The organism is Mesorhizobium sp. LjNodule214 (assembly GCF_964252735.1).
In the GTDB taxonomy this organism is placed as follows: domain Bacteria; phylum Pseudomonadota; class Alphaproteobacteria; order Rhizobiales; family Rhizobiaceae; genus Mesorhizobium.
On sequence record NZ_CAXUPE020000002.1, the window covers coordinates 90,062 to 104,750 of the forward strand.

A 14,689-nucleotide genomic window follows, 5' to 3' on the forward strand; every position below is an offset into this window, starting at 1 on the left:
AGCACACCCTAGGCGGCTGCTATCGCCAGCGCGTGGCCGCGCGCATTTTCACGCAGCGCTTCGAGATGGATCGACTTCACCAGCCCGGCGAGATCGCCTTCGGCGGATTGGCCGCCGAGTTCCTTCAGCATCAGCCAGCTGACTTCCTGCACGCCGGCGACGCGCTTGCCGTTGGCAACCTCGCGCCAGACTTTCAGCGCGCGAAGGATGATGCCATGGGTGGCGGCGGCGAGGCCGGCGTTGCGGAACAGCGCTTGCAGCGCCACGTCGTGCCCGCCGGCGAGCAGCGCCCTCACCCGTTGCTCGGACTGCTGGGCGAGCGCCACCAACGCCGAGCCGAAGAAGTCGACCTTGCCATGCGCGATGGTGCGGATGATGAAGCTTGCGGTGAGATCGCCGCGCAAGCGGAGATGTTCGATCAGCGCTGCGTGCTCCTCGGCGCGCGTGCCTTCGATCAAGGTCACAGAGGCCTTGACGCAGGCATCGCGCATGACGCGATCGGCCCGCGCGGCGCCCATCAGCGCCAGCACCAGCGGCGATGTCTTGAGCGTTTCGCCGAGCTTGACCAGCAGCATGTGCCGGCAGTCGGCGGGCAGGCGCGCATCCGATATCAGCGCTTCGCGCACCAGGGCGAGGTGGCCGTGCCGCTCCGCCATGCGGCGGAAGCTGAGCGAGGCGATGTCGGCGCCGCTGTTGGCGAGAAGCACGGCGCAAGCCTCCGGCTCGCCGATCTCGGCGATGGCCGCTGCGAGCGACATCGAGACGACAGGCCGGTCGGCAATCAGCTTTTGCGTCGCCTTCTGGCCACCGGCGACCCGATCGATCAGGTCCGCGTCGGTAAGCAGCGGCGAACGCGCCAGAACCATGGCGGCCACTTCCGGCTGGTCGGAAGCGAGCGCACTGATGATCTGCAGCGGCGCGTGGTGGCTCATCGACAGCGCTTCGGCAATCGCCAGCCGCACCTTCGACGATGCGTCGTCGAGCAGCAGCGTCAGCGCGGCCTCGGCGGCGCAGCGGTCCTCGAAAGGCAGGTCGGAATTGATGTAGGCGCGAGCCAGCGCGCTGGCCGCGGCGGCGCGCTCGGAGACCCGCGCCGTGTCAATCCATTTCAGAAAATGCGAAACAACCATGCCGCCTGCTTACGCCCCTTGCCAGAACGCGCCTGGCCCCAATGGAAGCGTAGGCCGGAAATGGTTTACGAAGCGTTCACCATGTTCCTTAACCGGCTTGATGGAGCCGCGGCCAACGCCTATCAAGCAACGGGAAGCGAGGAGATCGACCATGGCCGGGCTTTATCTGGAAGAGTTCGTCGTCGGCCGTGTCTTCCGGCACACGCTGCGCAAGACCGTCACCGAAAGCGACAACATGCTGTTTTCGGTGATGACGCTGAACCCGCAGCCGCTGCATATCGATTTCGATTTTGCCGCCAAGAGCGAATGGGGCAGACCGCTGGTCAATTCGCTGTTCACGCTGGGGCTGATGATCGGAATCTCGGTCAACGACATCACCGTCGGCACCACCGTCGCCAACCTCGGCATGAAGGAAACGGTGTTCCCGCATCCGGTCTTCCATGGCGACACCATTCGCGTCGAGACCACGGTGGTTTCGGTACGCGAGTCCAAATCCAAGCCCGATCGCGGCATCGTCGAGTTCGAGCATCGCGCCTATAACCAGGATGACATCCTCGTCGCCAAATGCACGAGGCAGGCGATGATGATGAAAAAGGCGGCCTGACGCATGCGCTCGCTGCTCTTCATTCCAGGCGATTCCGAAAAGAAACTGGAAAAGGGATTTGGGGCCGGCGCCGACGTGATCATCGTCGACCTCGAGGATTCCGTCGCGGCCGCGAACAAGGCGTCGGCGCGCGCGGTTGCGGCCAGCTTCATCGCCAGCCAGAGGCAGCAGACGAAGTCTGCCATCTATGTACGGGTCAACGATCTATCGACCGGCCTGACCGACGATGATCTCACCGCCCTGATCCCGGCGAAACCCGACGGCATCATGCTGCCGAAGTCGAACAGCGGCCAGGATGTCCAGCAGCTTTCGGCGAAACTCAGGGTGCACGAGGCCGAAAACGGCCTGCCGGATGGCGGGATCAAAATCCTGCCGATCATCACCGAGACGGCCGCGGGCGTGCTGGCGGCCGCGACCTATGCCGGAGCAAGCGCGCGGCTTGTCGGCCTCACCTGGGGCGCGGAAGATTTGTCGGCGGCCATAGGAGCCCGCACAGCGCGCGACAAAAACGGCCGCTACACCGATGTCTTTCGCTTTGCCCGTACCATGACCATCCTCGCCGCCGGCGCTGCCGAGGTCGCCGCGATCGACACGGTTTTCCCCGGTTTTCGCGATATGGCCGCCTTCGAAGCCGAATGCATCGAGGCCGAGCGTGACGGCTTCACCGGCAAGATGGCGATCCATCCGGCACAGGTGTCGGTGATCAACTCCGCTTTCACGCCATCGGTCGAGGCCGTGAAACACTCCCAGGCCATCGTCGAGGCATTCGCGGCGGCCGGAAATCCCGGTGTGGTCGGCATCGACGGCAAGATGGTCGACCGGCCGCATCTGCGGCTGGCCGAGCGGCTTCTGGCGCGCGCCAAGGCGGCTGGGATTTCCGCCTGAACGTTCGACCCGCTACCAGACCAGCGGGATCAATCGGTAACGAACGTTTGCAGCGTAGTCGTCATAGCCCTGAAGGCCGGTCCGAAGCGTCTTCTCCTCGATGAATATGCGGACGGCCAGGAGAATGACGAACACGAGCACCGACGCCAGCCCCCACCAGGAACCAAGCAGAAGCGCCGTGCCGGCAAAGAAGAGAATGGCACCGGCATACATCGGATGGCGGACGTAGCTGTACGGGCCGGTGGTGATGACGTGCTGTCCGCGTTCTTCCTGGATCTTCACGACGGGCGCCGCGAAGCTGTTCTCCAGCATCGTGCGGTAGCAGATCCAGATCCCGAGCAGCAGGATCGCCGAACCGATGCCCTGTACCCACACGGGAACCGCCGACCAGCCGAAACGGTAGTCCAGCCCCATGATGGCCTGCCAGGCAAACATGGCGAGCAGCAGCACACTCAGCAGGATCTTGTCGGCCGCGGCTTGATTCTTCTGGATGGGCGGGCTCAGCCGTTCATTCATCAGGCCCGGATCGCGCCGGGCCAGCGACACGCCCAAGGTAAGGCTGAGCCCAACCATCACCGCCAGATACACCCAGGCTCCCGGCCAGTTCAGCGTGCCGGCCGACAGGAAGAGCAAGGCGCCCATGACGCCGAACCACACGAATGTCTGCAGGATCAACTTCGCGATCACAAGATGCCTCCTGACCCGATCCGCTAGAGCAATTCCAGGAAAAGTGTGCATCGGTTTTCCGTCCGGGATCGCGTAAAAACAAATACTTAGAGCGGGTCGGCGATTCATCAAAAGCTGAACCGCTCTACTCCTTTCCCCAGCGCGGCCGCCGCATCGAAAATATGTCGCTGATGCTGGCATAGTCCATATAGCCGAGCCGGCCGACATTGCCCGCCCTGACGATGTCGAACCTGCCGTCATTCAGGAAAGCATCGTCGATATGCACGCCGATGACTTCACCTGCGACCACGACAGCACTGGTCTGGGTACCGTCCAATGCCTTCGGCCGCAGGATTTCCGTCACCCTGCATTCGAGCGCAGCCGGCGCTGCCGCCACGCGCGGCGGCGCGACGAGGCGCGACGGCGCCATGGCGAGATCGGCATAGTCGAATTCGCTGACGCCGCGCGGCGCATCGACCGCCGTGCGGTTCATCTTCTCCGCCAGTTCGCGGCTGACCAGATTGGCGACGAACTCGCCCGTCTCTTCGGCGAAGCTGGCGCTATCCTTTTCGCCCTCGGACGAGAACCAGACGATGAAGGGCCGGGTCGAAAAGGCGTTGAAGAAGGAATAGGGCGCGAGGTTGATCTTGCCCTCCCTGTTCAAGGTCGAAATCCAGCCGATCGGGCGTGGCGCCACGATCGCCTTGGACGGATCGTGCGGCAGCCCGTGCCCTTTCGCCGGTTCGTAGAACATTTTCTCCCTAACCCGCCCACGGCCCCTGATACTCGGCATAGAGCTTTGCCGGATCCGGTCGCGGCCGCTCCGGCGCCGGCCCCTGGTAGGAGCCGATATGGACGAAGCCGACGACGCGCTCCTGCGGCGCCAGTCCCAGGATCGCCCTGCCCTCCGGCACGTCGGAATACCAGTTGCTGATCATGTTGGTACCATAGCCCAGCGCATTGGCCGCGATCATCAGGTTCAGTGCCGCCATGCCGCCGGACAGGAACATTTCCCATTGCGGGATCTTGGGGTTCTCCCGGGGGATCGACACCACGCCGATCACTAGTGGCGCCCGCGAAAAGCGTGCCAGCTCCTGATTGCGGCGGCCTTCCGGCAGCGGCCCTTCGCGCTGTTCGGCGAGTGCCGCTAGTTTCTTGCCGATCTCGACGCGCGCCTCGCCGCGATAGAGGATGAAGCGCCAGGGCTCGAGCCGGCCATGGTCTGGCACACGCGCGGCGGCAGCGATCATCGTCGCGATCTCGGCGTCTCCGGGCGCAGGCTCCCTCAGCTCGGGAATCGGCGCCGAATTTCGGGTCAGCAGAAAGTCGATGATCGGCGACGCCATGGGCGCAAGTCTCCTGAACTGTGAGCTGAAGCGCGCCATCGGGAATTCGGGCGGCTCGGGCATTGGCGCGGCGCGCCGGAAGGAAGAGCCTCCGGCAGAGCGGATCAGACTCTTAAGCCTTGAAATTGCCACCGCCTTGGGCTTCAACGCAAGGCATGTTTGAGGGGACACTGCGTCTTTTCCTGGTCTGGCTCGCCGCCGCGCTGTTCATGGCGCCGGTTTCGCTTGCTTCCGCGCAGACCAAGGACGGCATCAGCGACCTCAAACTTCCCGGAATCTCAAGCTATTCGTCACCCAAGAACGAGACGTCGCTGGCGTTGGGAAGCGGCGGCGCAATCACGCTCTCGGCGCAGCTGACGGACAAGGGCACCGACATCACGCGCGGTATCGTCTGGCGGGTCTTCAAGCCTGAAGCCGCGAGCGACGGCAAGCTGCCCATGGTGGCCTCCGCCCATGGCGGCACCGCCGTGTTCCAGCTCGAGCCCGGCAGCTATCTGGTGCACGCTTCCTACGGACGCGCCGGCGCCACCAAGCGCATCACCGTCGGCAAGGAGGCCAGGCGCGAAAGCCTGGTGCTCGATGCCGGCGGCCTCAAGCTCGACGCCGTCCTGTCGGGCGGGGCGCACATACCGCCGAAGAAACTGCGTTTCTCGATCTATGAAGGGCGCACCGAAGCCAATGGCGAGCACGCGCTGATCATCCCCGATGTCGAACCGAACAGCGTCGTGCGGCTGAATGCCGGTACCTACCACGTCGTCTCGAACTATGGCTCGGTCAATGCCGTGATCCGCTCCGACATCCGCGTCGAGGCCGGCAAGCTTACCGAAGCCACCGTCGAGCACCGGGCGGCCGAGATGACCATGAAGCTGGTGCGCGAGGCCGGCGGCGAGGCGATCGCCGACACGTCCTGGTCGCTGCTCAACGAATCCGGCGATCCGATCCAGGAAACCGTCGGTGCCTTCGCCTCGATGGTGCTGGCCGAAGGCGACTACACCATCATCGCCAAGAACCGCGACCGCATCTACCAGAAGGATTTCACGGTCGTCGCCGGACAGAACCAGGAGATCGAGGTTCTGGCCACCGAAGCCTCGGCGATCGATCCCGAGGAAGGCGCCGACTAACCGGCCTGCGGTCAAGCCGCCTTGCGCATGCGTCGCGGCAGGAATTGGACGCGGCCGCGCGGTATGGCCGGCGCCAGATCGAAGACGCCGCGATAGAGGCGCTCGAGCAAAGCCTTGCGGTCGCGCAGCGGTTCCAGTTCGCTCCAGCTCAAAACGTCGCCGACACGCACGTCGATCGACTTGCCGGACAGCCGCGCGAATTCGTGAATGAGCAGAGAAATGCGCAGCGTCAGTGACGCCTTGCCGACGAATTTTGCTACCCGTCCGTCGCGCTCGGCCATGTTCATCGGACCGCTGACCAGATGGAACAGCCGCCCGTTCTGGCCGGAGAAGTGCATCGGTATGACCGATGCCCTGGCATCCTGGACGAGACGGGCCGGAAACATCTTCCATGGCAGGTCACGCGCGCGGCCAAAGCCTTTCGGCGCGGTGGCGACGCCGCCGGCCGGGAAGACGACGATGGTGACGCCCTCCTTCAGCAGCCGCACTGCCTCGTGGCGCACCGCCATGTTGTTCCTGAGCGCATCCTTGGTCTCGGAAAAATCGATCGGCAGCGAATAGGGTTCCATCTCGCGGATCTTGAGTAGGTCCTTGTGGATCATGACGCGGAACGGCCGCCCGAGCTGCTCGGCCAGCGACAGAACGGCGATGCCGTCGCCGATGCCGAACGGATGGTTGGCGACGATGACCAGCGGCGTATCGGGCAATTTTGCCGGCGGCCATTGATCGGCGCTGCGCACCCTGACGTCGATCAGTTCCAGCATGCGGCTGAACACGCGCTCGCCGCTCGGCGCCACCTGCCGGCGCCAGAAATCATAGAGCGCCGCAAAGCGGTCGCGCCCCGACAGGCCTTCGATCGAATGGATAAACCAGCGCGTCAGCGCCGGCTGGTGCGGACTGGCGTAGGAAAGCTCGGGAAACGGTCTTTCCCGCAGTTTCAACTTGAGCATGGCGGCTCGTTACAGGCTTGGCGTGACAGGCATGTGAAAATGGCGGTGGATCGCTCCACCGCCATTTCGTCGGGACTATGCGGATCAGGCAGCGCGCTTGCGCCTGCGATCCGGCGTTATCGCCTCGTCGGAAAGCAGTTTGATCGCCTCGGCCAGACCGAGCGATTCCTGGTCGCGAGAGCCAAGACGGCGGATGTTGACCGTCTCTTCCTCCGCCTCGCGCTTGCCGCAGACGAGGATGACCGGAACCTTGGCCAGCGAATGCTCGCGGACCTTGTAGTTGATCTTCTCGTTGCGCAGGTCGGCTTCGGCAAGCAGCCCGGCCGCCTTCAACTGGCCTACGACCTTCATCGCGTAATCGTCGGCATCGGAGGTGATCGTCGCCACCACCACCTGCAGCGGCGCGAACCACAGCGGGAAATGGCCGGAATAGTTCTCGATCAGGATGCCGAGGAAGCGCTCCATCGAACCGCAGATGGCGCGGTGCACCATCACCGGCTGTTTCTTCTCGGAATCCGAGCCGATGTAGAAGGCGCCGAAGCGTTCCGGCAGGTTGAAGTCGACTTGCGTGGTGCCGCACTGCCATTCGCGGCCGATGGCGTCCTTCAGCACATACTCGAATTTCGGACCGTAGAAGGCGCCCTCGCCCGGATTGATCGAGGTCTTGATGCGATTGCCCGAGCGCGTCCGGATCGTCTCCAGCACGCCGCTCATGATCTCCTCGGCATGATCCCAGGCCTCGTCGGTTCCGACGCGCTTGTCCGGTCGCGTCGACAGCTTCACGCTGATCTCGTCGAAGCCGAAATCGGCATAGGTCGACAGGATCAGATCGTTGATGCGCAGGCATTCCGAGGCCAGCTGCTCCTCGGTGCAGAAGATATGCGCATCGTCCTGCGTGAAGCCACGCACGCGCATCAGCCCATGCAGCGCACCGGATGGCTCGTAGCGATGCACATTGCCGAATTCCGCAAGCTTTACGGGCAGATCGCGATAAGATTTCAACCCATGCTTGAATATCTGCACATGGCCGGGACAGTTCATCGGCTTAAGCGCAAACACCCGGTCGTCGTCGGTGTCGTCGCCGGCGACCGTCACCTTGAACATCGCGTCGCGATACCAGCCCCAGTGGCCCGACGTCTCCCACAGGCTCTTGTCCAGCACCTGCGGCGCGTTGACCTCCTGATAGCCCTGCTCGTCCAGCCGGCGGCGCATGTAGTTGACCAGGTTCTGGAACATCTTCCAGCCTTTGGCGTGCCAGAAGACGACGCCCGGCCCCTCTTCCTGGAAATGGAACAGGTCCATCTCGCGGCCGAGTTTTCGGTGGTCACGCTTTTCGGCTTCCTCCAGCATCGTCTGGTAGGCGTCGAGCTGCGCCTGGTCGGCCCAGGCCGTGCCGTAGATGCGCGTCAGCATCGGGTTGTTGCTGTCGCCGCGCCAATAGGCGCCGGCCACCTTCATCAGCTTGAAGGCGTTGCCGATCTGCCCGGTCGAGGCCATGTGCGGGCCGCGACAAAGATCGAACCAGTCGCCCTGCGCGTAGATCTTGAGATCCTGGTCCTCGGGAATGGCGTCGATCAGCTCCAGCTTGTAGCGCTCGCCCTTGTCGGCAAACACCTTCTTCGCCTTCTCGCGCGGCCAGACTTCCTTGGTGAACGGCTTGTTGCGCAGGATGATCTCGCGCATCTTCTTCTCGATCACCGGGAAATCGTCCGGCGTGAACGGCTCGTTGCGGGCGAAGTCGTAGTAGAACCCGTTGTCGATCACCGGCCCGATGGTCACCTGCGTTCCCGGCCAAAGTTCCTGCACGGCCTCGGCCAGCACGTGTGCTGCGTCGTGGCGGATGAGTTCCAGCGCGCGCGGGTCCTCGCGGGTGATGATCTCGACCTTGCCGGACTTGCCGAGCGGGTCGGACAGATCGCGCACGACGCCATCGATCGCGTAGGCGACAGCCTTCTTGGCCAGCGACTTCGAGATCGATGGCGCCAGGCCGGCGCCGGTCATCGCCGCTTCGTAGTCGCGGACGGAGCCATCGGGAAATGTCAGGGAAACGGAATTCAGCATAGATATCTCCTATCCAGTCCCGCAAACGAGCGCGGGTGGTGAAATGCCGGATGCGTCCGGCGGCGGCAGCCTTTTAGGGGCAGATTCCGGCGCCGTAAAGTCGCGCGGCTGTTCTATTTGATCAGATCGGGCAAATCCTTCAGGAACGCCGCCCGCGTCGCCAGGCCCTTCGGCATGTCGGTCCGCTTCGTATCGACGGCGAGCCGCGCAAAGACGATCCGGCGGCCATCCTTCCCGGCCCAGCCGACGAACCAGCCAAGTGAGCGTTTGTCGGTGCCGCCATTGCCGAGCCTCGTGCTGCCGGTCTTGCCCTGCACGATCCAGCCATCTGCCTGGAAGGTCGGAATGATCGCCCTGGTCATCTCATGAGCCCTGGCCGACACCGGCATTTTGCCGGCAAGCAACCGGCGCAGAAAAGCAGTCTGCTCGGCCGGCGATATCTCGAGCGAGGAATTCACCCAAGAATGGGTGAGGCCGTCATTCTTGCCGGCATTGCCGGAGACATCCATGTTGCCATAGCCGAATTTCGATACATAGCCGGCAAATCGTTCGCTGCCGAACCTGCTTATGATTTCGCGAGAATACCAGAGAACGGAATCGCGCTCCCAGATCGTCGGATCGACGGTCTTCCGGTCCCGCTTCACCGCATTGAACTCGGGCTTGTAGTCCCAGCTCGGCGTATGCTCGTCACTGAGGATACCGGCGTCATAGCCGATGAGCGCGAGCGGCACCTTGAAGGTCGAGGCTGGACTGAAACGCTGGTCGCAAACGCCGTCCCGATAAAGCGTCTCACCGCTCACCTCATCCTGGATCAGCGTGCATTCGACATTGTCGAGCGGCGCCGACTGCGCCCGCATCGGGAACCCAAACAGCCAGGCCAGAAGAAAAAGAACGATGGCAAAAACGAATGGAAGGCGGTCTATCTGGCGCATGGGCAGTCTCTCTCCTGACGGTGGGCAGGAGTGACTTAGCGAGGCGTCTTGTCTCGATTTTGTCTCAAATTCGCAGTCTTTGTGCAGGCTGGCGTTAACCCTACCAGATCGTAAAGACCGGCCGGCTCATAGGCCCGTGGATCAGTCAGACCTTAGGGTCGCCACGCATCTTGCCGATCCGCCAGTACCGCCACGGCATGAACCAAACATACCGCCCGGCCAGCGCCTCCGGCACGCGGTCGATGCCATGCGTGCCGAACGGCCCGCAGCGCAGCACCCGGAAAAGCCCCATCCAGCCGCCGGCCCACAGGCCGTGGCGGGCGATCGCCTCATGCGCGTATTCCGAACAGGTCGGCAGATGCCGGCAGGAATTGCCGACAAAGCCGGACAGCGTCAGCTGGTAGAGACGCACAAGCGACGTGCCGAGGATACGGCCGGGCGTCCTGCGCCAGGGTCCCGGCCAATTGCGCCCGCGCCGGGCCGGCGTTGCGGCATGCGCATGCCGATGATGGTCGCGCACCGCATTCTCCGTATCGCGTTTCGCCCCGGGATAAATGTGGACTTCGAGCAGAGAACGCAATCCCCTGTTGATGCTGGCCCTTGTCGAGGCTGGCCTCTGGTGATGCCGGTTGTCGATGCTGGCTGTCCTGCCTCTCAACGATGAAACGTACGCCGATCTGCCGGGGATACCCAGCGCGTGGGACTTGCCAGCCCTTGTTCGCGGCGTCCGGCTTGTGGCCGCTTCTCGCCATACCATTGAAACGTCGCGATCCGCATGACGTCGCCAAAAATCTCCAGGAACTGGATCATGGCCGTATCTCCTTTGGCATCGATTAGACTGCCGCTGGTCTTCGTCTTCAAACGAGTATAATTTCCACCTCGGATAACTTGAGATTATGCATATCGAGGTTTGCCGGGCTGCATGATGACGATGCAATTATGTGAAATCATTATGCGATCTGGCTTTGGCCATGGCGGCTTCGTGCTTGCTGTGTTGAGCGGGCCGTAGGGTTATTTCGCGCGGTTTGTGTGCTTGATGTAAACTCGGAGAAAGGAGCTAGACGCATGCCGGCCGTCAAACTGCATCAAAAGGTCGCCGACGGGCTGAAGGCTCCCGAATGAAGCGCGGACGCCTGCCCCTGACGGCACTGAGGAGTTTCGAGGCGGCCGGAAGGCACCTGAGTTTCAGCCGGGCGGCCGAGGAGCTTTATGTTTCGCAAGCCGCGATCAGCCGCCAGATCCGCGAACTCGAGACCTTCCTGCACCAGCCCCTGTTTTTCCGCCATCATCGCCGCGTCGAGTTGACCGACGCCGGCCGGCGGCTGCTTGATCAGCTCGTCAGAAGTTTTGGCGATATCGACAACATGCTCTCGGAAATGGTGGTCACGCCGGCCCAGTCCGTGGTTCGCGTCAGCGTGGAACCGTCCCTTGCAGCCGTATGGCTGGTGCCACGACTCAATCGATTTCGTGCAATGCGACCCGATATCGACGTTTCCGTCGAAGTCGATCCACGGCCCATCGAATTCCGCAGCGACCAGGCCGAGCTCGCTCTGCGTTTCAGCGCACACAACACCTCATGGCCGCGCAGCGAGGCCGAGCGGCTTGGCTCAACCGTCGACTCGCCGGTCCTGTCGCCGGCGCTGCTTGCCTCGGGTCCGCCGCTGGAAAAGCCGATCGACCTTGGCCGCTACACGCTGCTGCATGAGGAAAATCGCCAGGGCTGGGCGCGCTGGTTCGAAGCGGCCGGCGTGCCCGCCGACGCCGCGCCCGCACGCGGCCCTATGTTTGCGGATACCTCGCTTTCGAAGCAGGCGGCGCTGCTCGGCCATGGCGTGGCGTTGGGCGATCTCATGCTGGTCAGGGACGAACTGGCATCCGGCGCGCTGATCAAGCCCTTCGACATCGACGTCGCATCCGGCGCCTACTGGCTGGTGGCAAGGAGCTTGCGCAACCTGCCCGGACCGGCCGCGGCCTTCGCCGACTGGATCCGTGCCGAATTTGCCGATAGCCGGCGTTCTCTAGAAGAAATTTAAGCTGCTTCTTCGGCGCGCTTCTTTTCGATTTGGCCGATCGCATCGACCACCGCGTCGAAGGTCAGCATCGTCGAGGCGTGACGCGCCTTGTAGTCGCGCACCGGCTCCAGATATCTGAGGTCAGCGAAGCGGCCTTCCGGCGGCGCGCCGTTTTCCTTCAGCATCTTCAGCATCGTCTCGCGCACCGCGCGCAACTCGTCCGCGCTGGCACCGATGACATGCTCGGCCATGATCGAAGACGACGCCTGGCCGAGCGCGCAGGCCTTCACGTCATGCGCGAAATCGGTGACGACGCCGTCATCCATCTTGAGATCGACGGTCACGGTCGAGCCGCACAGTTTGGAATGCGCCCGTGCTGTCGCATCCGGATGGTCGAGCCGGCCGATCCGCGCGATATTTCCGGCAAAACCCAGAATTTTCGCATTGTAGACGTCGTCGATCATTTTTTTCCAATCTGTCGCCGCCGAGCGAACAGCGATTGCCGCTGATGCGTCTTTCATTCGCTCGGCACGACCATATATAATGCTCACAGTCGAGCATCGACAAGGCAGCCAAAGGCCACGTCTTTGCTCAAATCAATTCACGCCGCTTGAGGGCTGGAAACCGCGAGTTTCTTACACCCGAAAGGTCGTGGTCCGTTCAACTCGTCCCTCCTGAGAGAGGGACTACGGGAGACGCCTTTATGGATGCCGTCATCAAGAAACTCATGCCCCAGTCCACTTACATGGAAAAGCCGGTCACCGACCGGCCGAGCGAAGCCGAGGTCGAGGCTGCGGTGCGCACCCTGCTGCGCTGGACCGGCGACAATCCGGAGCGTGAAGGCCTGATCGACACGCCGAAGCGCGTCACCAAGGCGTTCCTCGAAATGTTCAACGGCTATGACATGTGCCCGGCCGACGAGCTTGGCCGCACCTTCGAGGAAGTTGCCGGCTATGACGACCTCGTCATCGTCAGGGACATAAGTTTCCATTCGCATTGCGAGCATCACATGGTGCCGATCATCGGCAAGGCGCATGTCGGCTACCTGCCGGACGGCAAGGTCGTCGGCTTGTCCAAGATCGCGCGCGTCGTCGACATCTTCGCCCATCGCCTGCAGACGCAGGAAGCGATGACCGCGCAGATCGCCAGCGTCATCCAGGACGTGCTCAATCCGCGCGGCGTCGCCGTCATGATCGAAGCCGAGCACATGTGCATGGCCATGCGCGGCATCCGCAAACAGGGCTCCACCACGCTGACCTCGACCTTCACCGGCGTCTTCAAGGACACGCCCGAAGAACAGGTCCGCTTTGTCACCATGGTGCGCGGCGGCGGGGTCTGATCGGCCCTCGCCGGCCGCTAGGCCATGATCCCAAAAAGTGGAAACCGGTTTTTGGACAAGATCATGGTCAAACAAGAAGATCCGGCGATGTCGGCACTGGAATTTCCCAAAGCTCCGTCAGACAAGAAAGCGCTGGAGGAAGGTAGTGTCCTTTCACCGCGCTTCGATGCCAATGGCCTCGTCACGGTCGTCGTCACCGATGCCGCCGACGGCATGCTGCTGATGGTCGCGCATATGAATGCCGAAGCGCTGGCGCTGACGCTGGAGACCGGCATCGCCCACTACTGGTCGCGCTCGCGTAACGCGCTGTGGAAGAAGGGCGAGACCTCAGGCAATCTCCAGACCGTCGTCGAGATGCTCACGGATTGTGATCAGGATGCCATATGGTTGCGCGTCAAAGTGTTGGGCCACGACGCAACTTGTCACACCGGCCGACGTTCATGTTTTTATCGGACGGTGGGGCTAAACGACGGCAAGGCGACGCTTGCCGACGACGGCAGTAAACCGCTGTTCGATACGAAACAAACGTATCGGAAGCCGGTGTGAACCATTTGATACTCACAAAGCACTAATATTCACTATTCTCAAACATCCTTACTGTAGAAGGGATGTGGGACAAGGGGAGATCATGATGCTCGAATGGGCGTCATTGCGTAGCAGACCTGACGTTCGAGAGGCCAACGGCCCCTCCTCGTCCGGCGGCGCATCCGATACGAAGCCTGGCAAGAAGACAGGCATTTCATTGGCGCTCGGCGGTGGCTGCGCGCGCGGCTGGGCCCATATCGGCGTGCTGCGCGCGCTCGACGAGGCCGGCATCGAAGTGTCGATGATCGCCGGCACCTCGATCGGCGCACTGGTCGGCGGCTGCTACCTTGCCGGCAAACTGGACGATCTCGAGGAATTCGCCAGGAGCCTGACCAAGCGGCGCATCTTCGGCCTTCTCGATCTCAATCTGCGCGGCAGCGGTCTGTTCGGCGGCATGAAGCTGGACGCGAGGCTGCGCGAGCACATGGCAGGCATCCGCTTCGAGGACCTGTCGAAGCCTTTTGTCTGCGTCACCTCCGAAATCCGCACCGGCCATGAGATCTGGCTGTCGAGCGGCTCGCTGATCACCGCCATGCGCGCCTCCTACGCACTTCCCGGCGTGTTCGAGCCGGTGACCTGCAACGGCCGCGTGCTGGTCGACGGCGCGCTGGTCAATCCGGTGCCGGTCTCGGTCTGCCGCGCCTACGAGCAGCCGCTGGTTGTCGCGGTCAACCTTCACTACGACCTGTTCGGCCGCGCCGCCGTGATCAAGCACAGCGCCGGCGAACTGGTCGTGGAGAATGACGCGCCGCGGGCCGGCCAGTCTGAACACCAGGCGCACCACACACGCCTCGGCATCACCGGGGTCATGGTCGAAGCCTTCAACATCATCCAGGATCGCATTTCGCGCGCCAGGCTGGCGGGTGACCCGCCCGACATGTCGCTGCAGCCCAAGCTCAGCCATGTCGGCCTGACCGAATTCCATCGCGCCGACGAAGCGATCCGCCTTGGCTATCAGGCGACGATGGCGCAGGTCGCCGAACTGACCCGCCTGCAGACGGTTCTCGCCTAAAGCGTGTCGCGATTAATCGGCCTCATATCCGGCACGCAATTCCGGA

Annotated in this window: 18 protein-coding genes; 8 read left to right on the top strand and 10 right to left on the bottom strand. The window is 62.9% G+C overall.

Translation table 11 applies throughout. The annotated features are described in order from the left end of the window. Window positions 1-8 precede the first annotated feature (8 nt). The gene (locus ACSQ3Z_RS14260) at window positions 9-1,130 is read right to left on the bottom strand and encodes a DUF2336 domain-containing protein (RefSeq protein WP_436171996.1); all 1,122 of its coding nucleotides are present in this window, start codon (window positions 1,128-1,130) and stop codon (window positions 9-11) included. Between the two features lie 151 nt (window positions 1,131-1,281). Between ACSQ3Z_RS14260 and ACSQ3Z_RS14265 the strand changes: the two genes are divergently transcribed. Both ACSQ3Z_RS14265 and ACSQ3Z_RS14270 read left to right on the top strand, forming a co-directional pair. Beyond that, window positions 1,282-1,734, top strand: a complete 453-nt coding sequence (locus ACSQ3Z_RS14265) for a MaoC family dehydratase (RefSeq protein ID WP_436171997.1) — start codon at window positions 1,282-1,284, stop codon at window positions 1,732-1,734. A 3-nt stretch (window positions 1,735-1,737) separates the two neighbouring features. Continuing rightward, on the top strand, window positions 1,738-2,619 hold the full coding sequence (locus ACSQ3Z_RS14270; RefSeq protein WP_436171998.1) for an HpcH/HpaI aldolase/citrate lyase family protein: 882 nt from the start codon (window positions 1,738-1,740) through the stop codon (window positions 2,617-2,619). Between the two features lie 12 nt (window positions 2,620-2,631). Here ACSQ3Z_RS14270 and ACSQ3Z_RS14275 read toward each other — a convergent pair whose 3' ends face one another. The 3 genes from ACSQ3Z_RS14275 to ACSQ3Z_RS14285 form a co-directional block, all read right to left on the bottom strand. Further along, on the bottom strand, window positions 2,632-3,306 hold the full coding sequence (locus ACSQ3Z_RS14275; protein WP_436171999.1) for a methyltransferase family protein: 675 nt from the start codon (window positions 3,304-3,306) through the stop codon (window positions 2,632-2,634). Between the two features lie 124 nt (window positions 3,307-3,430). Next, window positions 3,431-4,039 (bottom strand): flavin reductase family protein, encoded by a 609-nt coding sequence (locus ACSQ3Z_RS14280; RefSeq protein ID WP_436172000.1) that lies wholly within the window; start codon window positions 4,037-4,039, stop codon window positions 3,431-3,433. Between the two features lie 7 nt (window positions 4,040-4,046). After that, window positions 4,047-4,631 (bottom strand): nitroreductase family protein, encoded by a 585-nt coding sequence (locus ACSQ3Z_RS14285; protein ID WP_436172001.1) that lies wholly within the window; start codon window positions 4,629-4,631, stop codon window positions 4,047-4,049. Between ACSQ3Z_RS14285 and ACSQ3Z_RS14290 the strand changes: the two genes are divergently transcribed. Together ACSQ3Z_RS14290 and ACSQ3Z_RS14295 are read left to right on the top strand one after the other, a co-directional pair. Next, window positions 4,615-4,794 (top strand): hypothetical protein, encoded by a 180-nt coding sequence (locus ACSQ3Z_RS14290; RefSeq protein ID WP_139032197.1) that lies wholly within the window; start codon window positions 4,615-4,617, stop codon window positions 4,792-4,794. The genes ACSQ3Z_RS14285 and ACSQ3Z_RS14290 overlap by 17 nt on opposite strands. Continuing rightward, window positions 4,787-5,752, top strand: a complete 966-nt coding sequence (locus ACSQ3Z_RS14295; protein WP_436172002.1) for a hypothetical protein — start codon at window positions 4,787-4,789, stop codon at window positions 5,750-5,752. Before ACSQ3Z_RS14290 ends, ACSQ3Z_RS14295 begins: the two co-directional genes overlap by 8 nt. A gap of 11 nt (window positions 5,753-5,763) precedes the next feature. On the opposite strand, the gene ACSQ3Z_RS14300 is transcribed toward ACSQ3Z_RS14295, so the two are convergent. From ACSQ3Z_RS14300 to ACSQ3Z_RS14320, 5 genes are all read right to left on the bottom strand, one after another. Further along, window positions 5,764-6,702, bottom strand: coding sequence for a lysophospholipid acyltransferase family protein (locus tag ACSQ3Z_RS14300; RefSeq protein WP_436172003.1), 939 nt, complete (start codon window positions 6,700-6,702; stop codon window positions 5,764-5,766). An 84-nt stretch (window positions 6,703-6,786) separates the two neighbouring features. Beyond that, window positions 6,787-8,763, bottom strand: a complete 1,977-nt coding sequence (thrS, locus tag ACSQ3Z_RS14305; protein WP_436172004.1) for a threonine--tRNA ligase — start codon at window positions 8,761-8,763, stop codon at window positions 6,787-6,789. A gap of 113 nt (window positions 8,764-8,876) precedes the next feature. Then, window positions 8,877-9,695, bottom strand: coding sequence for a class D beta-lactamase (gene blaOXA, locus ACSQ3Z_RS14310; protein ID WP_436172005.1), 819 nt, complete (start codon window positions 9,693-9,695; stop codon window positions 8,877-8,879). 145 nt (window positions 9,696-9,840) lie between these two features. After that, window positions 9,841-10,215 (bottom strand): membrane protein insertion efficiency factor YidD, encoded by a 375-nt coding sequence (gene yidD / locus ACSQ3Z_RS14315; protein WP_436172006.1) that lies wholly within the window; start codon window positions 10,213-10,215, stop codon window positions 9,841-9,843. A 134-nt stretch (window positions 10,216-10,349) separates the two neighbouring features. Continuing rightward, complete coding sequence (locus tag ACSQ3Z_RS14320) at window positions 10,350-10,505, bottom strand: hypothetical protein (protein ID WP_436172007.1); 156 nt, start codon at window positions 10,503-10,505, stop codon at window positions 10,350-10,352. 308 nt (window positions 10,506-10,813) lie between these two features. Here ACSQ3Z_RS14320 and ACSQ3Z_RS14325 point away from each other — a divergent pair, with 308 nt between their 5' ends. Continuing rightward, window positions 10,814-11,728 (top strand): LysR substrate-binding domain-containing protein, encoded by a 915-nt coding sequence (locus ACSQ3Z_RS14325; protein WP_436172008.1) that lies wholly within the window; start codon window positions 10,814-10,816, stop codon window positions 11,726-11,728. Here ACSQ3Z_RS14325 and ACSQ3Z_RS14330 read toward each other — a convergent pair. Continuing rightward, window positions 11,725-12,171, bottom strand: a complete 447-nt coding sequence (locus ACSQ3Z_RS14330; protein WP_006201636.1) for an iron-sulfur cluster assembly scaffold protein — start codon at window positions 12,169-12,171, stop codon at window positions 11,725-11,727. The two genes, ACSQ3Z_RS14325 and ACSQ3Z_RS14330, sit on opposite strands and share 4 nt — an antisense overlap. A 239-nt stretch (window positions 12,172-12,410) precedes the next feature. Between ACSQ3Z_RS14330 and folE the strand changes: the two genes are divergently transcribed. The 3 genes from folE to ACSQ3Z_RS14345 all read left to right on the top strand — a co-directional run bounded on the left by folE (window position 12,411) and on the right by ACSQ3Z_RS14345 (window position 14,643). Beyond that, window positions 12,411-13,046, top strand: coding sequence for a GTP cyclohydrolase I FolE (gene folE, locus ACSQ3Z_RS14335; RefSeq protein WP_436172009.1), 636 nt, complete (start codon window positions 12,411-12,413; stop codon window positions 13,044-13,046). 87 nt (window positions 13,047-13,133) lie between these two features. Next, a complete protein-coding gene (gene hisI / locus ACSQ3Z_RS14340) occupies window positions 13,134-13,592 on the top strand; it encodes a phosphoribosyl-AMP cyclohydrolase (RefSeq protein ID WP_436173906.1) in 459 nt (152 codons plus the stop codon). Window positions 13,593-13,677: 85 nt separating this feature from the next. Continuing rightward, window positions 13,678-14,643, top strand: coding sequence for a patatin family protein (locus ACSQ3Z_RS14345; protein WP_436173907.1), 966 nt, complete (start codon window positions 13,678-13,680; stop codon window positions 14,641-14,643). Window positions 14,644-14,689 lie beyond the last annotated feature (46 nt).